The following is a 22,126-nucleotide window of genomic DNA, read 5'->3' as shown; positions in this document are numbered from 1 at the left end:
ACGTGTCTGTAGGTATGCAGGGTATGTTTAAAATCGAGTCCGATCGTCTCATCGATTTTGCGCGGATCGCAGTGATTGTCGCCTGCGTCGGCCTCTTGTACTCGCCGTCAGTCGGGACGGTGGGGTTGGTTGGTGCGGTCGTAGCCTTCCTTGCCAGCGGGCAGGCGGTGGTTCGTCTAAAGGGGGTGCTCCCGAAGCCGTCGGTTACGTGGGCCATGCTATTTCTGGGGATTGTCCTGATCGGAACGACCTATGCCTCGGTGCCATGGGCTGTTCGATGGATGGACCTGTTCAAGTGGCGCACCATTCTCTGGTTTGTGCTGGTTCTGGCGATTTTTGATGAACGGCGCTGGAGAGAGCGGCTGCTGATCATGTTTATTGGGGGGACGGCCGTGGGGGCCATCGTCTCGTCCGCCGCTGCAGCCGGGTGGATCCCTCTGTGGCGCGCGCCTGAGCATCTGCTCAGGATTTCCGGTACCCAAGGGATGGCCTTTGCCTGCGCCGCGTTGATCTGTGTCTGGGCCATCTTGGAAAAAGAATCGATGGGACAGGTTCCTTGGATTTGGCCACTGCTTGGAGTGGTGTATGTGACCAATATTGTCTTTGTGACCGACTCCCGAAGCGGGTATGCCATCCTGGGCCTGGGCCTGGGCGTTCTGCTGTCATGGAAGGCGTCCTGGAGAGGCCGGACATTGATCGTCGCGGGTTTGTTGTTGGCATTGGGGCTTGCGTTGGTTGTCTCGCCGCGGATGTACGCCAAGGTGCAGCTTGCCGTCACAGAGTGGACGCATGAATCGGAGCTTGAGGGTTTGACCAGCTTCGGCATTCGTCGCGTGTGGTATCTCAATTCGGTCGAAGTCATTGGGGAGCATTGGCTGGTGGGGGTCGGCACCGGTGGATTTCCAGACGCCTACCGGGAGCACATCGCCGGAAAGTATCCTTCAGATGATTGGCGGTCCCTGGCGACGACCGATCCGCACAATCAATATCTTGGAGTCCTCGCGCAGCAGGGGATCGTTGGACTGGCCGTCTTTTTCGCCTGGTTGGTGGCGGTCGGCCGCGATCGGTCCGGTCCTCTGGTCTATCGAAACCTGGCGGTGGCTATCCTGTGCGGGTGGTGTGTGACCAGTCTGTTCAGTTCACACTTCAGGACTTTTGTCGAAGGCCATCTGCTGGCGACGTTTCTGGGGGTGTTCTTAGCCGCTGAGAGCCATCCGCAGCCTCCCGTTGAGCCGATTATTACTGAAGGAGCAACAGGGTGAAGGTCTCGGTCTACATCATTGCCTATAACGAGGCGGGTAAAATTGCGGATACCATCAAGAGCGTGCTGTGGGCGGACGAGATCGTCTTGGCGGATTCCGCCAGCACAGACGGAACGGATCGGATCGCGGCGGAGATGGGGGCGCGGGTCGTTCAGATTCCGTTTGAAGGATTCGGCCATCTGCGCAACCGCGCCATCGCTGCGTGCACGCACGAGTGGATTCTGAGCATCGACACCGATGAGCAGTGCACGCCGGAAGTCCGCGATGAAATTCTCTCCTTGCTGGCCGAATCCCCTGCGCATGATGCGTACCTCGTGCCCCGGCGGAATTATTTCATGGGGCAATGGGTGGCGCATTCCGGCTGGTATCCGAATTTCAGGCAACCCCAGTTCTTCCGCAAAGGCGCGATGACCTATGTGGAGTCCCCCGTTCATGAAGGCTATGAATTGTTGACTCCCAAGCCCGTGGGGCGGTTGAAGCATGCCATCTGGCAGGTTCCGTTCAGAAACTTCGAAGAAGTACTCAAGAAGGCGAACCGCTATTCCACCCTCGGGGTGTTGAAGATTGCAGACAAGCGCGTGTCGATGGGGCAGGCTCTGGCGCATGGTGTCTGGTCGTTCATCAAGCATTATGTGTTCAAGAAGGGATTCCTGGACGGCTGGCCTGGATTCGTGATTGCGTTCGGGAATTTCGAGGGTACGTTTTATCGGTATGCCAAGCGATATGAAGCGCAAGAACATTGGCCGCTTCCTACGCAGGCTCCGCTGCGCCGGCCTGGCGGATCGCCATCGGCATGAAGACCGCCGTCATTGTCACGACCTATAATCGCCCCGATGCCCTGGGCGCCGTCTTGGCGGGATTTGAGGCGCAGACCGATCAGGACTTTGAGCTGGTGGTGGCCGATGACGGGTCGACGTCCGAGACCGCTGCGGTCATTCAAGGTTTTCAGCGTCGGAGTAAGGGCTCTGTTCGGCATGTGTGGCAGGAGGATCGAGGCTTTCGTGCCGCCGCCATTCGGAATCGAGCGGTCGCCGCCACGACAGCGGACTATATTATCTTTACCGACGGGGATTGCATTCCGTCCCGGCTGTTTGTAGGGGCGCACAAGCGCCTGGCGGAGCCGGGATATTTTCTCGGCGCGAATCGAGTGCTGTTGTCTGCCGGGTGTACGCAGCGCGTCTTGCGCGAGCATCTTCCGGCTCATCAGTGGTCATGGGTGCAGTGGGCCTGCTCCTGGGCCCGCCGCGATATCAACCGCCTCTTGCCGCTCCTGGTATTGCCGGACGGCGTGTTGCGTAAGTGGGCCCCAAACCGATGGGAAGGGATGAAGACCTGCAATCTGTCAGCCTGGCGGAACGATCTTTTACGCGTGAACGGTTTGGATGAGGCGTATGAAGGCTGGGGATTGGAGGATTCTGACATGGTCATTCGACTGTTGCGGAGCGGTGTCAAGCACAAGTCAGCGCGCTATGCCGCGCCGGTGTTTCATTTGTGGCATCAAGAGCAGGCGAGAAGTCGGCTGGAGGAGAACCGGACGCGACTGGATCAGGTCCTGCGAACCAAGGACACGGAAGCGGTTGTCGGGGTCAACCGATATCTGATGGGGGCAAGATGAGCGGTAGCGATGGCAGAAACGCCGGTCTGATTGACAGCGGGCGGTTGATCGAGTGTTGCCCGGTCGGGTGCTCGGACACGTTGGCCGAAACAACGATTGTGTTGCCGGAAGGGCCGTTGCGGCGCTGTCAGTCGTGCGGCCAGCTCGTCAGTCAGATTACAGCAACAGCCTATGCCAGCTCGATGAAAGAGTTCGATACGCCGAGAGGGACGCTCCCGACACTGCGCACACAGCGCCGGCACGATGCTCGGGCTGCCAAGTTGTTTGGGACGGTGCGAGCCCTCATTCGTTCTGAGTCGGGGAGGGGTGCCAGGCTGCTCGATATCGGCTGTTCCAGCGGGGCGTTGCTTCAAAGCGCGGTGACGCAGGGGTTCGATGCCGAAGGGGTCGAGCCTGCGGCGCAAGCGGCGGATTTTGCCAAGAGCACCGGATTGAAAGTCTTTCACGGGTATCTCGAGGATGCACACTTTCCCGCATCGAGTTTCGATGCGGTGACCCTGATGGAGGTCATTGAACATCTTCCGGATCCCAGTGCGCTGTTGAGAGAGGTGTGGCGGATACTCAAGCCGAATGGAGTGCTCGTGGTGGGAACGGGCAATGGCGCGAGTTGGACGGTCCGGTTGGTTGGCGCCCGCTGGGGATATTTTCAGGTGGCGGAGCACGGTGGCCATATCAGCTTTTTTAATCCGAACTCGCTGGCCATACTGGCGCGGCGGTGCGGATTTGATGTCGAGCGGAGCGAAACCCGGCGGGTCTCTCTGGCGGAGCGGAAGGAGGCCGGTTATGTATCGTATCGTCTGCTCAGAATCGCAACAGAAATTCTGGCGATGCCGGCTCGCCTGTTCGGCAAAGGGCATGACATGCTGGTGTTCCTTCGGAAGTGTTCAAGGTAGGCGTTGCCATTGATCGATCCTCTTCCCAGGCTCAGAGTCGCGGTGCTGATCAAGCGATTTCTGCGCACCGGGGGCGCGGAAAAGTATGCCATGGAGGTCGTGCGGCGCCTGGCGTCAGATCACGAGATGCATGTGTTTGCGCAGGAGTGGTCGTTTGCCGGGCCTGAATCTATTACGTTCCACAAGATCCCCAGAGTGTGTCGCAAGCCGGCCTGGTTGAATCAGCTGTTGTTCTCCTATTGTTGTCGCAGGGCGGTCGTGCAGGGCTTTGACGTGGTGCATTCGTTTGAAAAGGTGTCGGCCTTCGATGTGATGACGGTGCAATCGCCGTGTTTCAAGTCTTCCGGCATCGCAGCAGAGAGACCGTGGAAACGGATGCTGGGTTGGATGAGGATGGCGGTGAGTCCCCGGAAACTTGCTTGGATGTGGCTGGAGCGGGAACAGTTTGCTGACGATCCGGCGCGTGTCGTGATTGCGGTGTCGGATCAGGTCAAGCGAAATGTTCAATCGCAGTATCCCCTTCCTGATGAGCGGTTCAGACTGGCCTATACCGGAGTCGAGGTGCCGCCGGAAACCCTGGCTGCTTCGAAGCAGGATCGGGACGAACTTCGAGCTCGATGGGATATCGGGATCCATGACCTGGTTGTTTTGTTTGTCGGGACGGAGTTCAAAAGGAAGGGATTGGATGCGCTCCTGCAAGGTTTTGCCAAAGTGCCGCGCGCGCAATTCAAGTTGCTCATTGCTGGTGGCGGAGGGGAGCGAATCGAGTCCTACAAGAAGCTGGTCGATAGCTTGCAGCTGGGTTCCGAAGTTCGGTTTTTGGGATTGGTCGACAGTATTGATCGGATCTATCCCATCGCTGATATGTATGTTCTTCCGACCCTGGCTGACCCCTGTCCGCTTGCCCCGCTTGAAGCCATGGCGGCTGGGGTTGCCACGGTCATGAGTTCATCGACGTATAATGGAACTGCCGAATTGATTCGACATGGAGAAGCGGTGATTCTCTCGAACCCTCAGGACCCGGAGGAGATCGCGGCGGCCCTGCTCAAACTCATGGACCCTCATGTCCGACAGCAGATGGCGGAGAAGGGACAGCAATTGGTACGTCAACTCACCTGGGACAAGACCGCTGCGGTGACAGTAGCAGCCTATCAAGACGTCATTTGCGCGAGGTCTTTGGGTAGGCAGATCGTCCAAGGAGCTTGAGGGGGCTTACGGCCCGTGTGGCAGCGATTCGATGGAAGGTGGCGGTGAACAAGGCGTATGAAAGCGTGCTGGTGGTCTGCACCAGACGAATCGGCGACGTGTTACTGGCCACGCCGGTTATCCGCTCGCTGAAGGCCGCTGCGCCTCATACTGCGATCGACATGCTGGTGTTCAGCGGGACGGAGGACGTTGTCGCCGCCAACCCAGATATCCGCCGAGTGTGGACCATACCCACGAGAGCTTCTGTCCGGGAGTCGTTGACGCTGCTGTCGAAGATTTGGCGCCGTTACGATCTTGCTTTGTCGGTTTTGCCTGGTGACCGACCGGTGTTCTATGTCTGGGCGGCCGGCCGGCGTTCTGTGGCGACCGTCACTCCTGAGCGGAAGTCCTGGTGGAAGCGGTTGTTGCTTGATGCCCAGGAATCATTCGACAGTTACGATACGCATACGGTGTCCATGAATCTGCGTTTACTCAAGTTGCTCGGAGTGCCCGCGATTGCGACCCCGGTTGTGACCTGGGCAGCTGTAGATGAGGTGGCTGCGCGAGCGGTGTTTCCGGGTATGGAGGGAAGCGAGCGCTACGCCGTTCTTCATGTGACGCCCAAGTTTGTCTATAAGGCTTGGACTGTGTCTGGCTGGGCCATGCTGGGTCGATGGATCAGGGACTGTGGTCTAAAAGTCGTGGTGGTGGGAGGGACTTCCGCAGATGAGCGTGTTACAGTCGCCCGGATATTGGAAGGGCTCCCTTCCGACGTCATTAATCTGACTGGCCTGGTCACGTTGCGCGCGCTTGGGTCCATACTGAGCCGGGCGGCGCTCTATGTTGGGACGGATACCGCCGTGACACATATGGCTGCGGCGCTTGGCGTGCCGACCATTGCACTGTTCGGTCCCTCGAATCCGGTTAAGTGGGGGCCGTGGCCGAACGATTGGCCTGCCGATTCCCCAAGCCCTTGGAAGAAGGCAGGGTCCCAACGACAAGGCAATGTCTACGTGCTGCAGGGAGAAGGCGATTGCGTGCCATGCCTTCACGAAGGCTGCGGGCGTCACGTAAGTAGTGTGAGCGACTGTCTGCAGCAGCTTCCGGTGAGGCGGGTTATCGAAGTGGCAGAGCAGATGCTTCCGCGGCAACACCGGCATCCAGCCATCGTGGAGGCCTGACGAGAATATGAGGGGAAGTTTGTGAGGCGTCTGGCAATTACGCTGTTTCAATGGGCCGTACAGAGGTATGGCCAGCTTGTGCTGCGATCTCGCTCGCTCCTCGTCTTAGCCACTCATCTGGGACTAATTGTGGGCGCGCATTTGAGCGCGTTCGCCCTTCGATTTGAAGGGGACGTTCCGCCACCTTTTGATCGAATGATGTGGCGGTATCTGCCTCTTGTGCTGTTGATCTATTGGGGCGGGTTGTGGCTATTCGGCATCCAAAGCGGATTATGGCGTTATGTCGGGCTGCATGATCTGCGTCGAATCTTTTTGGCCTCTCTTGCGAGTTCTGGAGCGTTTTGGCTTTTCACCCACCTGGCCCTTGGACAGACCCAATATCCCCGGTCTGTTATTGTCCTGACGGGCCTCCTGAGCGGGGTCTACATTGCCGGCATCAGGCTGGTGGTTCGCTGGTTTCGGGAATGGCTTCAGATTGTTGGCCCCACGGCTCGGCGGGTCCTTATTGTGGGAGCTGGGCATGCCGGAGAACTATTGGTCAGAGACATGTTGTCAGACCCCAGCTTCAACAGCCGTCCGGTGGGATTCATCGACGATGATCCCGTGAAGCGAAAGATGAAGATTCACGGGGTGCCCGTGGTCGGGACGATCGCTGACATCAAGCGGGCTGCGGATCGGCTGGAAGTCCACGAGATCATTGTGGCCCTGCCGTCTGCCGGGACCGGCACCAAGCAGAAGATTCTCGCTGCATCTGAAGGCTGTACGGCGCCGATCAAGATCCTGCCGAATATGAAGCAGCTCTTGGGCGATCCGGTATCGCTCCAGCAAGTGCGACCGATGAGTCTGGAAGATCTGCTCCAGCGCGAACCGATTCAGACCGACCGGCAGGAATTGCATCCGCTGATCGCGGGTAAGACGGTGTTAGTAACAGGGGCGGGAGGATCGATCGGATCCGAGTTGTGCCGCCAGATCGCTTCGTATCGACCGGAATCCTTGGTGCTGTTCGAACGTTATGAAAACTCCCTTCATGCGTTGCTGTTAGAGCTGCGTGCGACATTTCCTGCGGTCGGTGTTCTTCCTATCATCGGCGATGTCACGGTTCCTGAACGGGTGGCCGAAGTGTTTCGTCAGACGGGTCCTGACCTCGTTTTTCATGCGGCGGCCCACAAACATGTGCCGTTGATGGAGCTGAATCCGAAGGAGGCAGTTCGGAACAATGTGCTGGGCACCCGTATCGTCGCTGAAGCGGCGTTGGCGGCGGGGGTCGATCGGTTTGTGTTGATTTCAACGGACAAAGCCGTCAATCCCACGAGTGTGATGGGTGTGACCAAGCGCATAGCGGAGCAGGTCATTCAGGGGTTTAATCACCGCGGTCGGACCAAATATACCGTGGTCCGCTTCGGGAATGTCTTGGGGAGTAACGGCAGTGTCGTGCCTTTGTTTACGGAGCAGATTCGCAAAGGCGGCCCGATTACGGTGACGGATCCGGAGATCAAACGATTCTTCATGACGATTCCTGAAGCCGTTCAGCTGGTGCTGCAAGCGAGTGTGATCGGGCAAGGCGGGGATGTGTTTGTGCTTGATATGGGTGAGCAGATCAAGATTGTGGATTTGGCCCGGAACATGATCGTGCTTTCCGGCTTGGTGCCGGGTAAGGACATCGAAATCCAGTTCACCGGGTTGCGTCCGGGGGAGAAGCTGTACGAGGAGCTGTTTGATGAAAGTGAACAGACCGAATCAACGGCCCATGAAAAGATCAATCGTGCGGTCAGCCCGCTCCCGCAGGCCGATCTCGACCGCTGGCTGGATCAGCTTGGAACGAATCTCCTACAGTGGAATGAAGACGACCTCCTGCTGCAACTCCGGCAACGGATTCCGAGTTTCACGCCGTCGGTTCCTCAACGGGTGTCCTGACCATGTGCCTTCCCCGCCTCCATCGTTGACTGCAGATCTGGTAGGAAAAACAGCCTCTTCCCTCTATAGTTCTAACGGGCATCAACCGATATAAACGAGGCAGGGGCGGTGCAGATGGCTCAGATGGGGAGGGACTGATTGTGAAAGGTGTTGTGCTGGCAGGCGGGCTGGGAACCCGGCTCATGCCCCTCACGAAAGTTACGAATAAGCATCTTCTGCCGATTTATAACCGGCCAATGATCTATTACCCGATACAGGCGTTGGTCAATGCTGGGATTCGAGACATCATGCTCGTCACCGGTGGAAACAATGCCGGCGATTTTCTCAGGCTGCTGGGGAACGGCAAGGAATTCGGGTTGAGACACCTGAACTATACCTATCAGGAAGGGGAGGGCGGGATTGCCGATGCGCTTCGGCTGGCGGAACATTTCGCGGATGGCGAGGCGATCTGTGTAATCTTGGGCGACAATATTATTGAACGCAATATCGCTCATGCCGCCGAGGCCTTTCGGCAGCAGAAGATCGGGGCGAAGATTCTCCTGAAGGATGTGAAAGACCCGCAGCGGTTCGGCGTGCCGGTGTTGGAAGGCGAGCGTGTGCTGAAGATCGAAGAAAAGCCGGCCCATCCCAGATCGGCCTATGCGGTGACAGGGTTGTATTTCTATGATGCACAGGTATTCGACATTATCAAAACGCTGAAACCGTCTGGGCGAGGCGAATTGGAAATTACCGACGTCAACAATGCCTACATCAACGCAGGTACGCTGACGTGGGATCTGCTTGAGGGCTGGTGGACCGATGCCGGCACCATCGAGTCTCTTCATCTCGCCAATCAATTGGTTAGTCAAACCGGGGCGAATAAGCTCGAGGGCTGAATGAAGATCCTCCTCACCGGCGGTGCCGGATTTATCGGATCCCACCTCGTTCGCCGATTGCTGGCCAGGCCTGAGCATCAGGTCATCAATCTCGATGCCCTGCGGTATTCCGGCAATCTGGCCAACCTCGAATCTGTGCAGCAGCATCCCCGCTACCGGTTTGTCCAGGGGGATATCTGCGATCAGCCGCTGGTGGAATCGGTGATCCGGGAGCATCAGATCGACGGGGTGATCAATTGTGCTGCGGAGACGCACGTCGATCGATCTATTCTTGATCCGGGCAGCTTTGCACGGACCGATGTCGTGGGGACGGGCGTGTTACTGGAAGCGGCCCGCCTGGCAGGAGTTCGCCGATTTCTCCAAGTCAGTACCGATGAAGTGTATGGCAGTGTGGAAACCGGGACATCGCGTGAAACCGATCGACTGGCGCCTCGCAGCCCCTACTCCGCGAGCAAGGCGGGCGGGGAGTTGCTGGCGCTCAGCTATTGGACAACGTACCAGTTCCCCGTGGTCGTGACCAGGGGAAGCAATACTTATGGCTCTCACCAGTACCCCGAGAAATTCATTCCTCTGTTTGTCACCAATGCGATCGATGCACAGCTCCTTCCGCTCTATGGCGATGGCCGTCAGTGCCGCGACTGGCTTGCTGTCGAAGACCACTGTGCGGGGATCGAGCACGCATTCCTCCATGGAGAGCCTGGGACTGCCTACAACATCGGCGGGGGGAATGAGCGCGAGAATCTCACGGTGGCTGAGATGATTCTCGACTCTCTGGGGAAACCGAAGACCCTCCTGCGATATGTCAGTGATCGCCCCGGCCATGATCGCCGGTATGCGGTCGATTGCAGCCGTTTGCGGGAACTTGGCTGGAAGCCGGGCGTGTCGTTTGCTGATGGGCTCCGTGAAACGGTCCGGTGGTATCAAGAGCATGAATCCTGGTGGCGGCCGATTAAGTCGGGCGAGTTCAAACGCTATTACGAAGAGCAGTATCGTCGTCGATTGGAAGAAGGGACGGCATGCGGATCCTAATTACCGGCGCCAACGGACAATTGGGATGCGAATTACGTCGGGTGTTCGCCTCCGAGACGCTCATCTTGAAGGACCTTCCTGATTTCGACCTGACAGGATCACAGGTAGTAGAAGATATCGCAGGGGCGAGGCCGGATCTTATCATTCACGCCGGAGCCTATACCGATGTCGATGGGGCCGAGCGCGAGCCTGATCGGGCGATGGCGATCAATGCGTTCGGAACTGCGCAGATGGCGCGGGCGGCAGCGCAAGTCGGCGCCCGGTTGCTGTACATCTCGACGGACTATGTCTTTTCCGGCACTCAGCGACACCCCTACAGCGAAGACGATGTGCCGGCTCCCGTCAATGCCTACGGGCTGTCGAAATGGCGAGGCGAGCAAGCGGTGGCGGAGTCCGGGGCGGATGCCCTGATCATTCGCACGGCCTGGTTATACGGGTCGATGGGGAAAAATTTCGTCAAGTCGATCATGCGTGCGGCTCAGACGCAATCCTCCCTCCTGGTGGTCGACGATCAACGAGGATCCCCCACTTCAGTCGAAGATCTGGCTGCAGTCATCAAGGCCACGGCTGCAGGATCGGTACGAGGTATTCTGCATGTGACCAACCGGGGAGATTGTACCTGGTACGAATTTGCCCGGGCGATTGTGGAGGAAATGAACCTCGAAATTTCAGTTCTTCCCATCTCGACGGCGGAAGCAGGACGACTGGCTCCGCGCCCGCCCTATTCGGTGCTTGGACAGCAACGGTTAGCGCAGCTGGGTCTGGCGCCTCGGGACTGGCGTGCGGCCCTGAACCAGTTCGTCAAGGCTGAGCAAGCGTTGGTTTCGGTCCATCCGTAGGGTTATTGGCTATCGTCACTTTCTTTGCCCAATTCAATTTTCCTTTGTAACGAGCAGGTGAATCGGTAAGATGGTGCAGAAGGCTCCTGCCATCCGTAGCTTTTGCTAGGTGAGATGACGTCCATGTCTGGAAACGAGAACACGATGAAAGAGAAGGCCTTTGAGCGGAGCCGGCTAGGCGAAGTTCGCCTGTTTGCTACGGATGTCGACGGAGTGTTGACAGATGCGGGGATGTACTATTCCGAATCTGGCGACGAGTGGAAAAAGTTCAACACCCGCGACGGGATGGGGATCAAGCTGCTCCAAAAAGCCGGGTTTGTGACGGCGATCGTCACGCAGGAACGAACGAAGATTGTAGCGCGGCGCGCTGAAAAGCTCGCGATTCCAGAGCTCCACCAGGGGGTGATGGATAAGCTCACGGTGATTCGCGAGATGGCCGGTCGCCATGGGTTGTCATTGAGCCAGGTCGCCTATATAGGTGACGATGTGAATGATCTTGAGGCGCTGCGCGCGGTCGGCTTCTCGGCCGCTCCAGCTGACGGTATGCCCATTGTGTGCGACGCCGTGCACTATGTGTGTCGGAAAAAAGGTGGGGAAGGGGCGGTGCGCGAAATTGCAGAGATGCTGCTCAGTGCACGTGTGGATGTAGCGTGACTACGGTGTGTTGAGAAGAAGGGGATCGCTTATGAAGGCGCGAAAGCACAATCTGTATCCGGTGATCATGGCCGGGGGAAGCGGTACCAGGTTTTGGCCGCTGAGCCGGCAATTGTTTCCTAAACAATTGCTGAAAATCGGTGGAGATCAGACGCTGATTCAACAGACCATGCAGCGGGTGCTGGGGTGTGCTCCGTCGACTCAGGTGCTCATTTCGACCAATGCGGCTCAGGCGGAATTGATTCGTGGACAACTGGGCGACTGGAAGGATGATCTGAAAGACGGATTCGTTCTGGAGCCTGAAGGGCGGAACACCGCACCGGCGATTGCGCTGGCGGCGCTCGAAGTCGTGCGGCGCGATCCGGACGGACTGATGCTGGTGGTGCCGGCCGATCATGTGGTGTCCGGGCAAAGAGAATTTGCAGCCGCCGTGGGGTTGGCTTCGCAACTGGCGGATGCGGGCTATCTCGTGACATTCGGGATCAAACCGATCAGGCCGGAAACCGGCTATGGCTATATCAAGCCGAATGGACGAAAGCTTTTAGGTACGCGGGGAACGCTCAAAGGATATCGCGTCGATAAATTCGTGGAGAAGCCGAACGCCGCCAAGGCCGCACAGTATCTCAAGGCAGGACAGTACTATTGGAACAGCGGGATGTTTGTGTGGCGCGCCGCGACGATCCTCGAAGAAATTCGGACGCATCAGCCTGCGCTCGGCAAAGTCGTGGATCGCATCGCCCAACTGCAGGCCTCAGGCGCTCCCAAACAAACGATCGACGAAGTCTACCGATGGGCGACGTCCGTCTCCATCGATAACGGCGTCATGGAGCTCTCGTCCAAGGCGGCAGTCGTGCCAGTGAAATTCCGATGGTCTGATGTGGGGAGTTGGGGAAGTCTGGATGAAGTGGCCGAGAAGGACAAGGCTGGAAATGTGCTGGTCGGACGGGTCGTCGACTTCGAAAGCTCACGCTCGATTGTGTATGCCGATCGCCGGGTCGTGGCCACGATTGGCCTTGAGGACATGGTTGTAGTGGATACGCCCGATGCCACGCTGGTCTGTCCGAAGTCTCGCGCGCAGGATGTCAAAAAAGTGGTGGAGATTCTCAAGCAGCAGAAGGCGCCGGAACATCTGGAGCATCTGACGGTCCATCGTCCGTGGGGATCCTACACGATTCTCGAAGAGGGAGCCGGCTTCAAGGTGAAGCGAGTGACGGTGAATCCTGGCGGACGCCTCTCGCTGCAGTTGCATCATAAGCGGAGCGAGCATTGGGTCGTAATTGCGGGAACCGCACGGGTCACGAGAGGTGAAGAGGTGTTTGACCTCCAGGTCGGACAGAGCACCGCGATTCCAGTCGAAACCAAGCATCGGTTGGAGAATCCCGGCAAAGAGACTGTCCATATTATCGAAGTTCAGAATGGTCCGTATCTTGGGGAAGACGACATCGTGCGATTTAAAGATGATTATGGACGAACCGCAAATGCGTAGGAAATAGAGGAGCGGCTATGGGATTGTTTCGCGAATACGACTTGCGCGGCATCGTCGGGAAAGAACTGACCGTCGACATTGCCGAGTTGGTGGGGCGTGCGTATTGTACGCATGTGCGAGGGCGCGGTGCGAAGACCGTCACCGTGGGGCGTGATGGCCGGCTGAGTTCTCCGGAGTTGTATCACGCGTTGGTCAAGGGGTTGCTTGCCGGCGGCCTCAATGTGATCGATATCGGGATCTGTCCTTCTCCGCTGGTCTACTTCTCATTGCACACCTTGCCGGTTGACGGCGGTATCATGATTACCGGGAGCCATAACGCTGCCGAGTACAACGGGTTCAAGATTTGCGTCGGGAAAGAAGCGATTCACGGCGACGAGATTCAGGCGCTGCGGCGAGTGATGGAGCAGGGGCAATTTGTCTCTGGTCAGGGAACGTTGACAGAGCACCCCATCATTCCCGACTACCTGGCCTATATTAAGAAGAGCTTTGCAGGGGTCGACGCAAAGCGATTGCACGTGGTCATTGATTGCGGCAGCGGGGTGGCAGCGCTTATTGCGAAGGATGCCCTGGAGCTACTGGGTTGTAAGGTGACGGGACTGTATTGCGAGTTGGATGGGCGATTTCCGCATCATCATCCGGATCCCACGGTGTTGGAAAATCTTGCGGACCTTATGCAAGCGGTCAAGGAGCACAAGGCGGATGTGGGTATCGGTTACGACGGCGATGCGGATCGGATCGGGGCCGTGGATGAGCATGGGCAGGTGTTGTGGGGCGATCGATTGCTGGTGATCTATTCTCGCGATATTTTGGCGGTCAAACCGGGCAGCACCATCATCTCCGAAGTGAAAGCGTCACAGAGCCTCTACGACGATATTGCCCAGCATGGCGGCCGCCCGGTGATGTGGAAGACGGGCCATTCTCTGATCAAGGCGAAGATGAAAGAAGAGAAGGCCGTCTTGGCGGGCGAGATGTCCGGGCACATGTTCTTTGCCGATCGCTATTTTGGTTATGACGATGCGGTGTACGCCTCTTGCCGTCTCGTGGAGATTCTTGCCAAAAGCGTGAAGCCGCTTTCCGCGCTAGTCGCCGATCTTCCGGATACGACCGTGACGCCGGAAATTCGTGTGGATCTTTCCGATGCAATCAAATTCGATGTCGTTAAGCGGGTGCGTGATCGGTTCGAAACGTATGCCAAGACCAAGCAGGGGCTTGGCCCGGAACAGCGCCGGGTGCGTGAGTTGGTGACAATCGACGGCGTACGCGCGGTTTTCGAAGATGGCTGGGGGTTGATTCGGGCGTCGAATACGCAGCCCGCATTGGTGCTCAGATTCGAAGCCACCACGCCTGCGAAACTGGACGCGATTCGTGCGATTGTGGAAGGCGAGTTGGCCGAAGCCCGTCGGGAACTCGAACGCTAGTGCCGGGGTTAGGGTCTTTGCTCCGACGGATCCTCGGTTCCAATACAACGTGCGTGCTAGCCTGGGTACTCTGCGTGCTTTCAGCCGGGGCCCCCAGTGTAGTCTATGCTGATGAGAGCGCCCTTTCTCCAGCCCGACCGTTCAGGGTGGGGGAGCGGCTGACCTACGATATTACCTTTCTGAATATCAGCGCAGGAACGGCCGTGATGGAGGTCGGTTCAGGCGATGCTGCCGGTGATCATCCGTCGGGGAATTTCATCACGACGGCTGTGTCGAGCCCCAAGGTCACCAGGTTTTTCCCCGTCGACAATCGTGTCGAATCCCTGACGGATCTGACGACGCTGTTGCCGGAACACATGACCTTCCGGAGGCGGGAGGGGAAAAAGAAGGAAGATATCGAGTACGTCTTTCATCGGAAAGACAACACCGTCTCAGCCACGCGAGGCGGGATCACGGAAGTCCTCCCGATTCCAGCCGATACCCAGGATCTGATTTCCTGCCTCTATTATGTTCGAAGCCTGTTGCCGCTGAAGCAGGGGGCATCTCAGGCCTTGACGGTCTACCACGATAAGAAGATCCGCCAGGTTGAAGTGCGGGTTGAGAAGATTGAGATGTTGGAAGGGCCTTGGGGCAATCTTGAAACAGCGCAAGTCCTTGTGATCATGCCGTTTCAAGGGATTTTTCTGAATCAGGGGAATATTCGCGTGTGGTTTACGACCGACGAGCGACGGATTCCGTTGCGCATGAAGGCCAAAGTGGTGATCGGATCGATTGTGGCCGACTTGGTGAACGGAATTCCGGAGGTCACTCACTCGAAGTAAGAGAGCGAACTTTCGTTGCCGGGATCAGGTAAACCCGCTATACTGCCTGCACCATGGGCGAATTTCCCCTTACATTAAGCCGCTTTATCATTCGCACTCAGGCTGAGCACCCGGGAGCGACCGGTGAATTTTCCAGCCTGCTGAGTCAGATCGGACTCGTCGGAAAAGTCATCGCTCATGATCTGCGCCGAGCCGGCCTGATCAACATCCTTGGTACGACCGGTGAAACCAATGTGCAAGGCGAAACCGTCAAGAAGCTGGACGAGATCGCCAATGATACCTTCCTTCGCGCGTTCCAGGGCGACGGTCTGGTCTGTGCGTTAGGCTCTGAGGAAATGGAACAGATGGTCTCTCTGCCTGAGAATTGGCCTCAGGGGAAGTACATGCTGCTCTTCGACCCTCTTGATGGGTCGACCAATACCGATTGCAATATGCCTTTGGGCTCGATTTTCTCGGTGCTGAAGTATACGCGGACCGATCGTCCGCCGACGGAGAGTGATCTGCTGAAAAAAGGCGTTGAGCAGGTCGCAGCCGGGTACCTGTTGTTCGGGTCCAGTACAATGCTGGTGTATACCGCCGGACGTGGCGTGCATGGGTTTACCCTGGATCCCAGCATCGGAGAGTATTTGCTCTCGCATGAACGCATCCAGATTCCCGAGCGAGGGAAAGTCTATGCGGTGAATGAGGGCAACCGCCACAAGTGGACTTCCGGCATGCAGAAGTATATCGAGTTTCTTAAGGCCCCGGACAAAGCCACCGGTCGGCCATACAGCGGTCGATATTCGGGGTGTCTGGTCGCAGACGTGCATCGTATCCTGCTCGGCGGAGGAGTGTACCTCTATCCGGGCGAAGTGGATAAGCCGGAAGGAAAACTGCGGCTCCTCTATGAAGCCAATCCGTTGGGCCTGGTGGTGGAGCAGGCTGGGGGGCGAGCCTCTACCGGTACGACGCGCATTCTTGATATCGAGCCGAAAAAACTTCACCAGCGGGTTCCTTTGATGATCGGCAGTCGGGGCGATGTCGAGACCGTCGAAGCCTTTACTCAGGGCCGGGCGTAACGCGCATTCTTCACGTCATTTTCTCCGGGAGGATTGTCATGGCAGATCGGGTACGGGAAATTCTCAGTTGGTATGAAAGTGATAATGCAGGCACGAAGGCGAATCTGGCGCGGATGCTGCGCCATGGCAAGCTGGCAGGAACCGGCAAGCTTGTGATCCTGCCGGTCGATCAGGGATTCGAGCATGGGCCGGCCCGTAGCTTCGCCCCCAACCCGGCAGGCTATAATCCCCACTATCATTTTCAGCTCGGCATCGACGCGGGATGTAATGCCTATGCCGCGCCGTTGGGATTTCTGGAAGCAGGCGCCAGCCACTTTGCGGGCCAGATTCCATTGATCCTCAAGTTGAACAACCACGATGTGTTGCACGATGAGAAAGATCCGTTGCCGTCCGTGACGAGCAGCGTCAGGGATGCTTTGCGGTTAGGCTGTGCGGCCGTGGGATTTACGATTTATCCGGGATCGGCCCATTGCAATACCATGTACGAGCAATTGCGAGCCATAACGGAAGAAGCCAAGGCCTCCGGTCTGGCGGTCGTCGTCTGGTCCTATCCTCGAGGCTCCTCGCTCAGCAAAGAGGGGGAAACGGCGATGGATGTGGGAGCCTATGCGGCGCAGATCGCCGCGCAACTCGGTGCCCACATCATCAAGGTCAAGTTGCCGACCGCCCATCTCGAGCAGGCGGCTGCCAAGAAGGTCTACGAATCGACCCAAATCCCGCTCAAGACTCTGGCAGAGCGTGTCAAGCATGTGGTGCAGAGTTCGTTCGATGGCCGCCGCATTGTGATTTTCTCCGGCGGCGCCAAGAGCGAGGACAAGAACGTGTTCGATGAAGCACGGGCCATCCGGGACGGCGGCGGGTTCGGCAGTATCATCGGGCGTAACTCTTTTCAGCGTCCGAAGGCGGAGGCGGTAAAGTTCCTCCACACGATCATGGGGATCTATTCCGGAGAAGTTCAATGACTGCTTTGTCGACGATTCATTGGACGAAGGTAGAAGCATGATGGAAACACCCAATCAGAGGCCTGAGTCAAGCCGCAGCTGGATGGTCGCCGCGGTGCTGCTCACGGCGGGGATGATCATCGGATTTGTGGTGGCTTCCGATCTGGGATGGCTCTCGAACGGTCATGCCGTTCCGGATAGCGGGGTTGCCCCGCTGGTCAGGCCGGTTGCCACGGCGCCGCAGCCGGTGTTGCCTGGGATGGGAAACCTGACGTTTGTCGAGATTGCCAAGGCGGTCAAGCCGGCGGTCGTCAACATCTATGCGACCAAGACTGGTAAGGGAGAAGGCGGGGCTCATGCGACGCCGTTTGAGGATCCGTTTTTTCGCAAGTTTTTTGGGGATGAATTTTTCCGCCGGTTTGAGCAGCAACAGCCGAAAGAAAAGAAGGAACGCGGTTTAGGGTCAGGCGTCATCGTTGAGTCGAACGGCTTGATCATCACGAACAACCATGTGGTCGGCAAGGCCGATGAAATTCGTGTGACGCTTTCGGATAAACGCGAGTTCAAAGCCAAGTTGATCGGGACCGATCCCAAGACCGACATTGCGGTTGTGAAAATCGATGCGACGGGCCTTCCAACGGTGGCGTGGGCCGACTCGGATTTGCTGGAAGTCGGCGAGTTTGTCTTAGCCGTCGGCAACCCATTCGGACTCACGCAGACGGTCACGTTAGGCATTGTCAGCGCCCTAGGTCGGGCGGCGGGGATTGCGGAGTACGAAGACTTTATTCAAACCGATGCCGCAATCAATCCAGGGAACTCCGGCGGTGCCCTGGTGAATGTGCGCGGCGAGTTGGCGGGCATCAACACCGCCATTTTCAGTCAGAGCGGCGGCAACATGGGAATCGGATTTTCAGTCCCGAGCAATATGGCCCGCTCCATCATGGATCAGCTGGTCAAGACTGGTAAGGTCGTCCGTGGCTGGCTGGGTGTGTCGATTCAAGAGTTGACGCCGGAATTGGCGAAGCAGTTCGGCGTCACCGACACCAAAGGTGTGCTGGTCAGCGATGTAATGGACGGCAGTCCGGCAAAGAAAGCCGGGGTAGAGCGCGCCGATGTGATCGTAGAGTATGACGGGAAGCCGATGGATTCTCCCACGCATCTGCGGAATGCGGTGGCGCAGACGCCGGTGGGAAAGAAAGTATCCGTCAAGCTAATCCGTGACAAGAAGCCGAAAACGATCGACCTGGCCATCGTCGAGCAGCCGAAATCCATGACGCAAGCGGGGGAGGAGGAGTCGGCTGAAGCGGCGGCGCCAACCGGCATTCTGTCCGATCTGGACGTGCGGGAGCTGACCGATGAAGTGGCCGGCCGGTACGGAATGAAGTCCGGCGAGCGCGGAGTCGTGGTGGTGCGGGTGAAGCCCGGCAGCACGGCCGAGGAAACCGGCGTCCGGGAAGGCGACCTGATTATCGAGATCAATCGGCAGCCGGTGACATCGCTGAAGACCTACGAGCGCATCGCGGCTAAGTTGCCTAAGGACGAGGCCGTGCTCATGCTGTTGAAGCGGCAGGGACGGACGATCTATCTGACGCTCCGCCCATGAAGCGCCAGAGGCGGACCCTGCTTCGCCGATGTCATGAAGAAAATGGGTGGGGATAAGGGCGGACGATGCATCGCATATCCCCGCCCATGAAGCGCCAGAGGTGGACCCTGCTTTGCCGATGTCATGAAGAAAATGAGTGAGGGGACAGGGGCGGACGATCTATCGCATAATCCCGCCCATGACATAGTGAGAGGGTGCCCGGATGGGTGCCATGAGGGAGAGGGGGTTCCGGTATGATATCGCGAGCCATATTTATCCTTCTCAGTGCGCTGGCCGGCATGGTTTTGTTTTTGCGTGCCGAAGGCGCCAGTGGTGCGTTCTGGTTGTATGGGTTTGGGATCGGGGCGGTGACCGGTGGTCTCATCGTCGTCGGTGAATACGCGTTACGGACGTTGTCATTCGGTATCATTGTCGGTGCGACGGCGGGTCTGGCAGTCGGGCTTCTGATGACCGGGCTGGTTGAGTGGGTTGGCGGTGAAATCTTCGATGTGCAGACGTTCCTGTTTCACATCGGCGGACTGGTGTTTCTCCTCGGGTTTCCCTATCTGGGTTTGGTGCTAGGGGCGCGATTCGGGCAGGAACAGTTTCCCGTGTCTCAGCCACGGGCAACCGATCTCTCCGGCAGTTCGAATAGTCTCAAGGTGCTCGATACGAGCGTCATCATCGATGGTCGTGTCGCCGATCTGTGTGAGACGGGCTTTCTGGAAGGCACGTTTTTCGTTCCGCAGTTTATTCTGCACGAATTGCAGCATATCGCGGATTCGTCGGACTCGCTGAAGCGCGCCCGCGGCCGCCGTGGACTTGATATTCTCAATAAGATTCAGAAAATGGCGGATATCGATGTGCAGGTTGTGGAAGAAGACTTCCCGAATGTGAAGGAAGTGGATGCGAAGCTGGTCGTCTTTGCCAAGAAGAAGGGCGCGCGCATCATGACGAATGATTTGAACTTGAATAAGGTCGCCGAGTTGCAGGGTGTTCGGGTGCTCAATATCAATGAGCTCTGCAATGCGCTTCGGCCGGTCGTCTTGCCGGGAGAGACCATTCGGGTGTTCGTCTTGAAGGAAGGCAAAGAAGCCGGTCAGGGCGTGGCCTATCTCGACGACGGCACGATGATCGTCGTCGACAATGCCCGACGGTGTATCGGCCGCAATGTCGATGTCGTGGTGACCAGTGTGTTGCAGACGACCGCCGGGCGTATGATTTTTACCCGCTTGAAGGAAGATGCCGAGCGAGAGGAGCTGCAAGTCGCTCGTGGATAGACGTGTGGTCGCGGTCGTCCCCGCAGCCGGCAAAGGGCTGCGGATGGGCGGCTCAGTTCCGAAGCAGTTCCTCGCGTTAGGCGGTGAGCCGCTTGTCGTTCATTCTCTGCGCGTGCTGCAGTCTTCCCCGTGTATTGATCAGATCATCCTCGCCGTTCCGCAAGCCGATCTCGACTATTGTCTGAACGATTTGGCCGTGCGGTACGGATTTTCGAAAATCACTAAAGTGGTTCCGGGCGGACGGGAGCGGCAGGACTCCGTTCGCCATGCCCTCGAACATGTCCCGGATGAAACGGAAATCGTCGTCGTGCACGATGCGGTTCGTCCGTTTCTGACGGAGCAGATGGTCGCGGAGGTGGTGGCGGCAGCACGCCGGCATGGCGGTGCCATCATCGCGCTCCCCATGCGTGACACGGTGAAACAGGTCGGGGCTGAACATCGCATTGAGCGCACAGTCGATCGCCAGCCGCTATGGCTGGCGCAGACGCCGCAGGCATTCCGGTGTGACTGGCTGCAGGCGGCACATCGCAAGGCGCATGCGGAATCGGTGCATGCAACGGACGATGCGTTTCTGTTTGAATGGGTCGGCCATCCCGTGATGGTCGTGGAAGGCAGCGGAGAAAACATCAAGGTAACGCGACCGGAAGATATGGTGATTGGGGAAGCGATCTTGGGCTCCCGCACTGCCGCGCGTTCGGGAGGATCGTAATGGCGACGAAGATTCGCGTGGGCTGCGGGTATGACGTGCATCCCCTTGGGGCCGGGCGAAAACTGATTCTTGGCGGGATCGAGGTGCCGCACTCGAAAGGGCTGCTGGGCCATTCGGACTCCGATGTCCTGGTCCATGCCGTGTGCGATGCCTTGCTGGGAGCGATGGGCGAAGGGGATTTAGGCCGTCATTATCCCAGCTCCGATCAGAGGTACAAAGGGATCTCCAGCCTCAAGCTCCTCGAAGATGTGATGGGGAAGCTGACGAAGAAGGGCTACCGGGTCGTCAATGTCGATACCATCATTGTGGCCCAAGCTCCGCGCTTGAGTACCTTTCTTGCTGCCATGCAGAAACAGATGGCGCAGGGCATGGGGATCGACGCCGATCAAGTGAACGTGAAAGTGAAGAGCGGCGAAGGCCTTGATGCGGTAGGACGGGAAGAGGGCATGCAGGCCCATGCCGTCTGTTTGATTGAAGCGGTGTGACTGCCGTAGGATAGTGCATCATGCTGAAAGCCATTCGACAGGATCTCCAGGCCGTCTTCGATCGGGATCCGGCGGCCACCAGCCGACTGGAGGTCATTCTGACCTATGCCGGGTTTCATGCGCTGCTCATCTACCGAGTCGCTCATTGGTTGAAGTCCTACGGTGTGCCGTTTGTGCCGCGAGCGCTGTCTCAACTCGCCCGCTGGCTGACCGGTATTGAAATTCATCCCTCTGCCACCATTGGGACCGGATTTTTTATCGATCATGGCATGGGTGTCGTGATCGGTGAAACGGCTGAAGTCGGTGATTATGTCACGCTCTTTCAAGGCGTCACGCTTGGCGGCACCGGCAAAGAGCGCGGGAAGCGACATCCGACGCTGGGTAATCACGTGGTCGTCGGCGCCGGGGCCAAGATTCTCGGCGGCATCAAAATCGGCGACAACGTCAAGATCGGTGCAAATTCCGTCGTCATCAAAAACGTCCCGCCCAATTCCACCGTCATCGGCGTCCCGGCCCGCGTCATCAAGACGCAGGGCGAACGGTTGCCCGATGTCACGATGGATCAAACCAACCTGCCCGATCCTATCAGCGACCGGTTTACCGCGCTTGAACAGGAGTTGATCGAACTCCGCAAAAAGCTCGAAGAGCGCGACTCCCAGCTGCCGTTTTAGCAGGATGCTGAAAAAGGCCGCCAGCGTTGTTCTCGGCTCATCAAAATCCTCAACGTACCCCTGAGGGTACGCCTCCGGTTTTGATTCGCCTGCGGCCTTGCTGGACAGCCTTTTTGAGCATCCTGTGGTAATTCTGGTTTCAATGCGCAGGGAGTACTCAGGCCACATTGTCGCGCGCACCGAGTGTTTCAGAAGCCTGCTAGCTCTTCCGTTGCAGTGTCATTTTCA

General features: G+C 57.8%; 21 protein-coding genes. All 21 read left to right on the top strand.

Annotation, left to right across the window (positions count from 1 at the left end):
* Positions 1–23 precede the first annotated feature (23 nt).
* The 21 genes from Q7U39_04480 (at position 24) to cysE (ending at position 21,898) form a co-directional block, all read left to right on the top strand.
* A complete protein-coding gene (locus Q7U39_04480) occupies positions 24–1,262 on the top strand; it encodes an O-antigen ligase family protein (protein ID MDO9117191.1) in 1,239 nt (412 codons plus the stop codon).
* Entirely contained in the window at positions 1,259–2,059 is an 801-nt protein-coding gene (locus Q7U39_04475; protein MDO9117190.1) for a glycosyltransferase family 2 protein, read from the top strand. Before Q7U39_04480 ends, Q7U39_04475 begins: the two co-directional genes overlap by 4 nt.
* Positions 2,056–2,877 (top strand): glycosyltransferase family 2 protein, encoded by an 822-nt coding sequence (locus tag Q7U39_04470; protein ID MDO9117189.1) that lies wholly within the window; start codon positions 2,056–2,058, stop codon positions 2,875–2,877. Before Q7U39_04475 ends, Q7U39_04470 begins: the two co-directional genes overlap by 4 nt.
* Positions 2,874–3,770, top strand: a complete 897-nt coding sequence (locus Q7U39_04465) for a class I SAM-dependent methyltransferase (GenBank protein ID MDO9117188.1) — start codon at positions 2,874–2,876, stop codon at positions 3,768–3,770. Before Q7U39_04470 ends, Q7U39_04465 begins: the two co-directional genes overlap by 4 nt.
* Before the next feature lie 9 nt (positions 3,771–3,779).
* Entirely contained in the window at positions 3,780–4,976 is a 1,197-nt protein-coding gene (locus tag Q7U39_04460; protein MDO9117187.1) for a glycosyltransferase family 4 protein, read from the top strand.
* A gap of 17 nt (positions 4,977–4,993) precedes the next feature.
* Entirely contained in the window at positions 4,994–6,136 is a 1,143-nt protein-coding gene (locus Q7U39_04455) for a glycosyltransferase family 9 protein (protein MDO9117186.1), read from the top strand.
* Positions 6,137–6,157: 21 nt separating this feature from the next.
* Positions 6,158–8,050 (top strand): nucleoside-diphosphate sugar epimerase/dehydratase, encoded by a 1,893-nt coding sequence (locus Q7U39_04450; protein ID MDO9117185.1) that lies wholly within the window; start codon positions 6,158–6,160, stop codon positions 8,048–8,050.
* 140 nt (positions 8,051–8,190) lie between these two features.
* Positions 8,191–8,925, top strand: a complete 735-nt coding sequence (locus Q7U39_04445) for a sugar phosphate nucleotidyltransferase (protein MDO9117184.1) — start codon at positions 8,191–8,193, stop codon at positions 8,923–8,925.
* Positions 8,926–9,954, top strand: a complete 1,029-nt coding sequence (rfbB, locus tag Q7U39_04440) for a dTDP-glucose 4,6-dehydratase (protein ID MDO9117183.1) — start codon at positions 8,926–8,928, stop codon at positions 9,952–9,954.
* On the top strand, positions 9,942–10,793 hold the full coding sequence (gene rfbD, locus Q7U39_04435) for a dTDP-4-dehydrorhamnose reductase (protein MDO9117182.1): 852 nt from the start codon (positions 9,942–9,944) through the stop codon (positions 10,791–10,793). The genes rfbB and rfbD overlap by 13 nt, the downstream gene beginning before the upstream one ends.
* Before the next feature lie 144 nt (positions 10,794–10,937).
* Positions 10,938–11,447 (top strand): HAD hydrolase family protein, encoded by a 510-nt coding sequence (locus Q7U39_04430; GenBank protein ID MDO9117181.1) that lies wholly within the window; start codon positions 10,938–10,940, stop codon positions 11,445–11,447.
* A 31-nt stretch (positions 11,448–11,478) separates the two neighbouring features.
* Positions 11,479–12,933, top strand: coding sequence for a mannose-1-phosphate guanylyltransferase/mannose-6-phosphate isomerase (locus Q7U39_04425; GenBank protein MDO9117180.1), 1,455 nt, complete (start codon positions 11,479–11,481; stop codon positions 12,931–12,933).
* Positions 12,934–12,950: 17 nt separating this feature from the next.
* Entirely contained in the window at positions 12,951–14,351 is a 1,401-nt protein-coding gene (locus Q7U39_04420; GenBank protein ID MDO9117179.1) for a phosphomannomutase/phosphoglucomutase, read from the top strand.
* 74 nt (positions 14,352–14,425) lie between these two features.
* The gene (locus tag Q7U39_04415) at positions 14,426–15,172 is read left to right on the top strand and encodes a DUF3108 domain-containing protein (GenBank protein MDO9117178.1); all 747 of its coding nucleotides are present in this window, start codon (positions 14,426–14,428) and stop codon (positions 15,170–15,172) included.
* 53 nt (positions 15,173–15,225) lie between these two features.
* Positions 15,226–16,230, top strand: coding sequence for a class 1 fructose-bisphosphatase (gene fbp, locus Q7U39_04410; GenBank protein ID MDO9117177.1), 1,005 nt, complete (start codon positions 15,226–15,228; stop codon positions 16,228–16,230).
* Positions 16,231–16,268: 38 nt separating this feature from the next.
* A complete protein-coding gene (locus Q7U39_04405) occupies positions 16,269–17,192 on the top strand; it encodes a class I fructose-bisphosphate aldolase (protein MDO9117176.1) in 924 nt (307 codons plus the stop codon).
* 37 nt (positions 17,193–17,229) lie between these two features.
* Positions 17,230–18,774, top strand: coding sequence for a DegQ family serine endoprotease (locus tag Q7U39_04400; GenBank protein MDO9117175.1), 1,545 nt, complete (start codon positions 17,230–17,232; stop codon positions 18,772–18,774).
* A gap of 233 nt (positions 18,775–19,007) precedes the next feature.
* Positions 19,008–20,033: a TRAM domain-containing protein gene (locus Q7U39_04395; protein MDO9117174.1), complete on the top strand. Its 1,026-nt coding sequence runs from the start codon at positions 19,008–19,010 to the stop codon at positions 20,031–20,033.
* Positions 20,026–20,742, top strand: coding sequence for a 2-C-methyl-D-erythritol 4-phosphate cytidylyltransferase (ispD, locus tag Q7U39_04390; GenBank protein ID MDO9117173.1), 717 nt, complete (start codon positions 20,026–20,028; stop codon positions 20,740–20,742). Before Q7U39_04395 ends, ispD begins: the two co-directional genes overlap by 8 nt.
* Positions 20,742–21,227 (top strand): 2-C-methyl-D-erythritol 2,4-cyclodiphosphate synthase, encoded by a 486-nt coding sequence (gene ispF, locus Q7U39_04385; GenBank protein MDO9117172.1) that lies wholly within the window; start codon positions 20,742–20,744, stop codon positions 21,225–21,227. Before ispD ends, ispF begins: the two co-directional genes overlap by 1 nt.
* Positions 21,228–21,247: 20 nt before the next feature.
* Positions 21,248–21,898 carry a serine O-acetyltransferase gene (gene cysE / locus Q7U39_04380; protein MDO9117171.1) on the top strand — a complete coding sequence of 217 codons (651 nt, stop codon included), beginning with the start codon at positions 21,248–21,250 and terminating at the stop codon, positions 21,896–21,898.
* The last annotated feature ends 228 nt before the right edge of the window (positions 21,899–22,126 follow it).

Origin of the sequence: Nitrospira sp., assembly GCA_030653545.1 — a bacterium.
Lineage (GTDB): Bacteria > Nitrospirota > Nitrospiria > Nitrospirales > Nitrospiraceae > Nitrospira_D.
The sequence above is the reverse complement of the archived record's forward strand: the minus strand, read 5'-3'. Positions and strand labels throughout refer to the sequence as shown.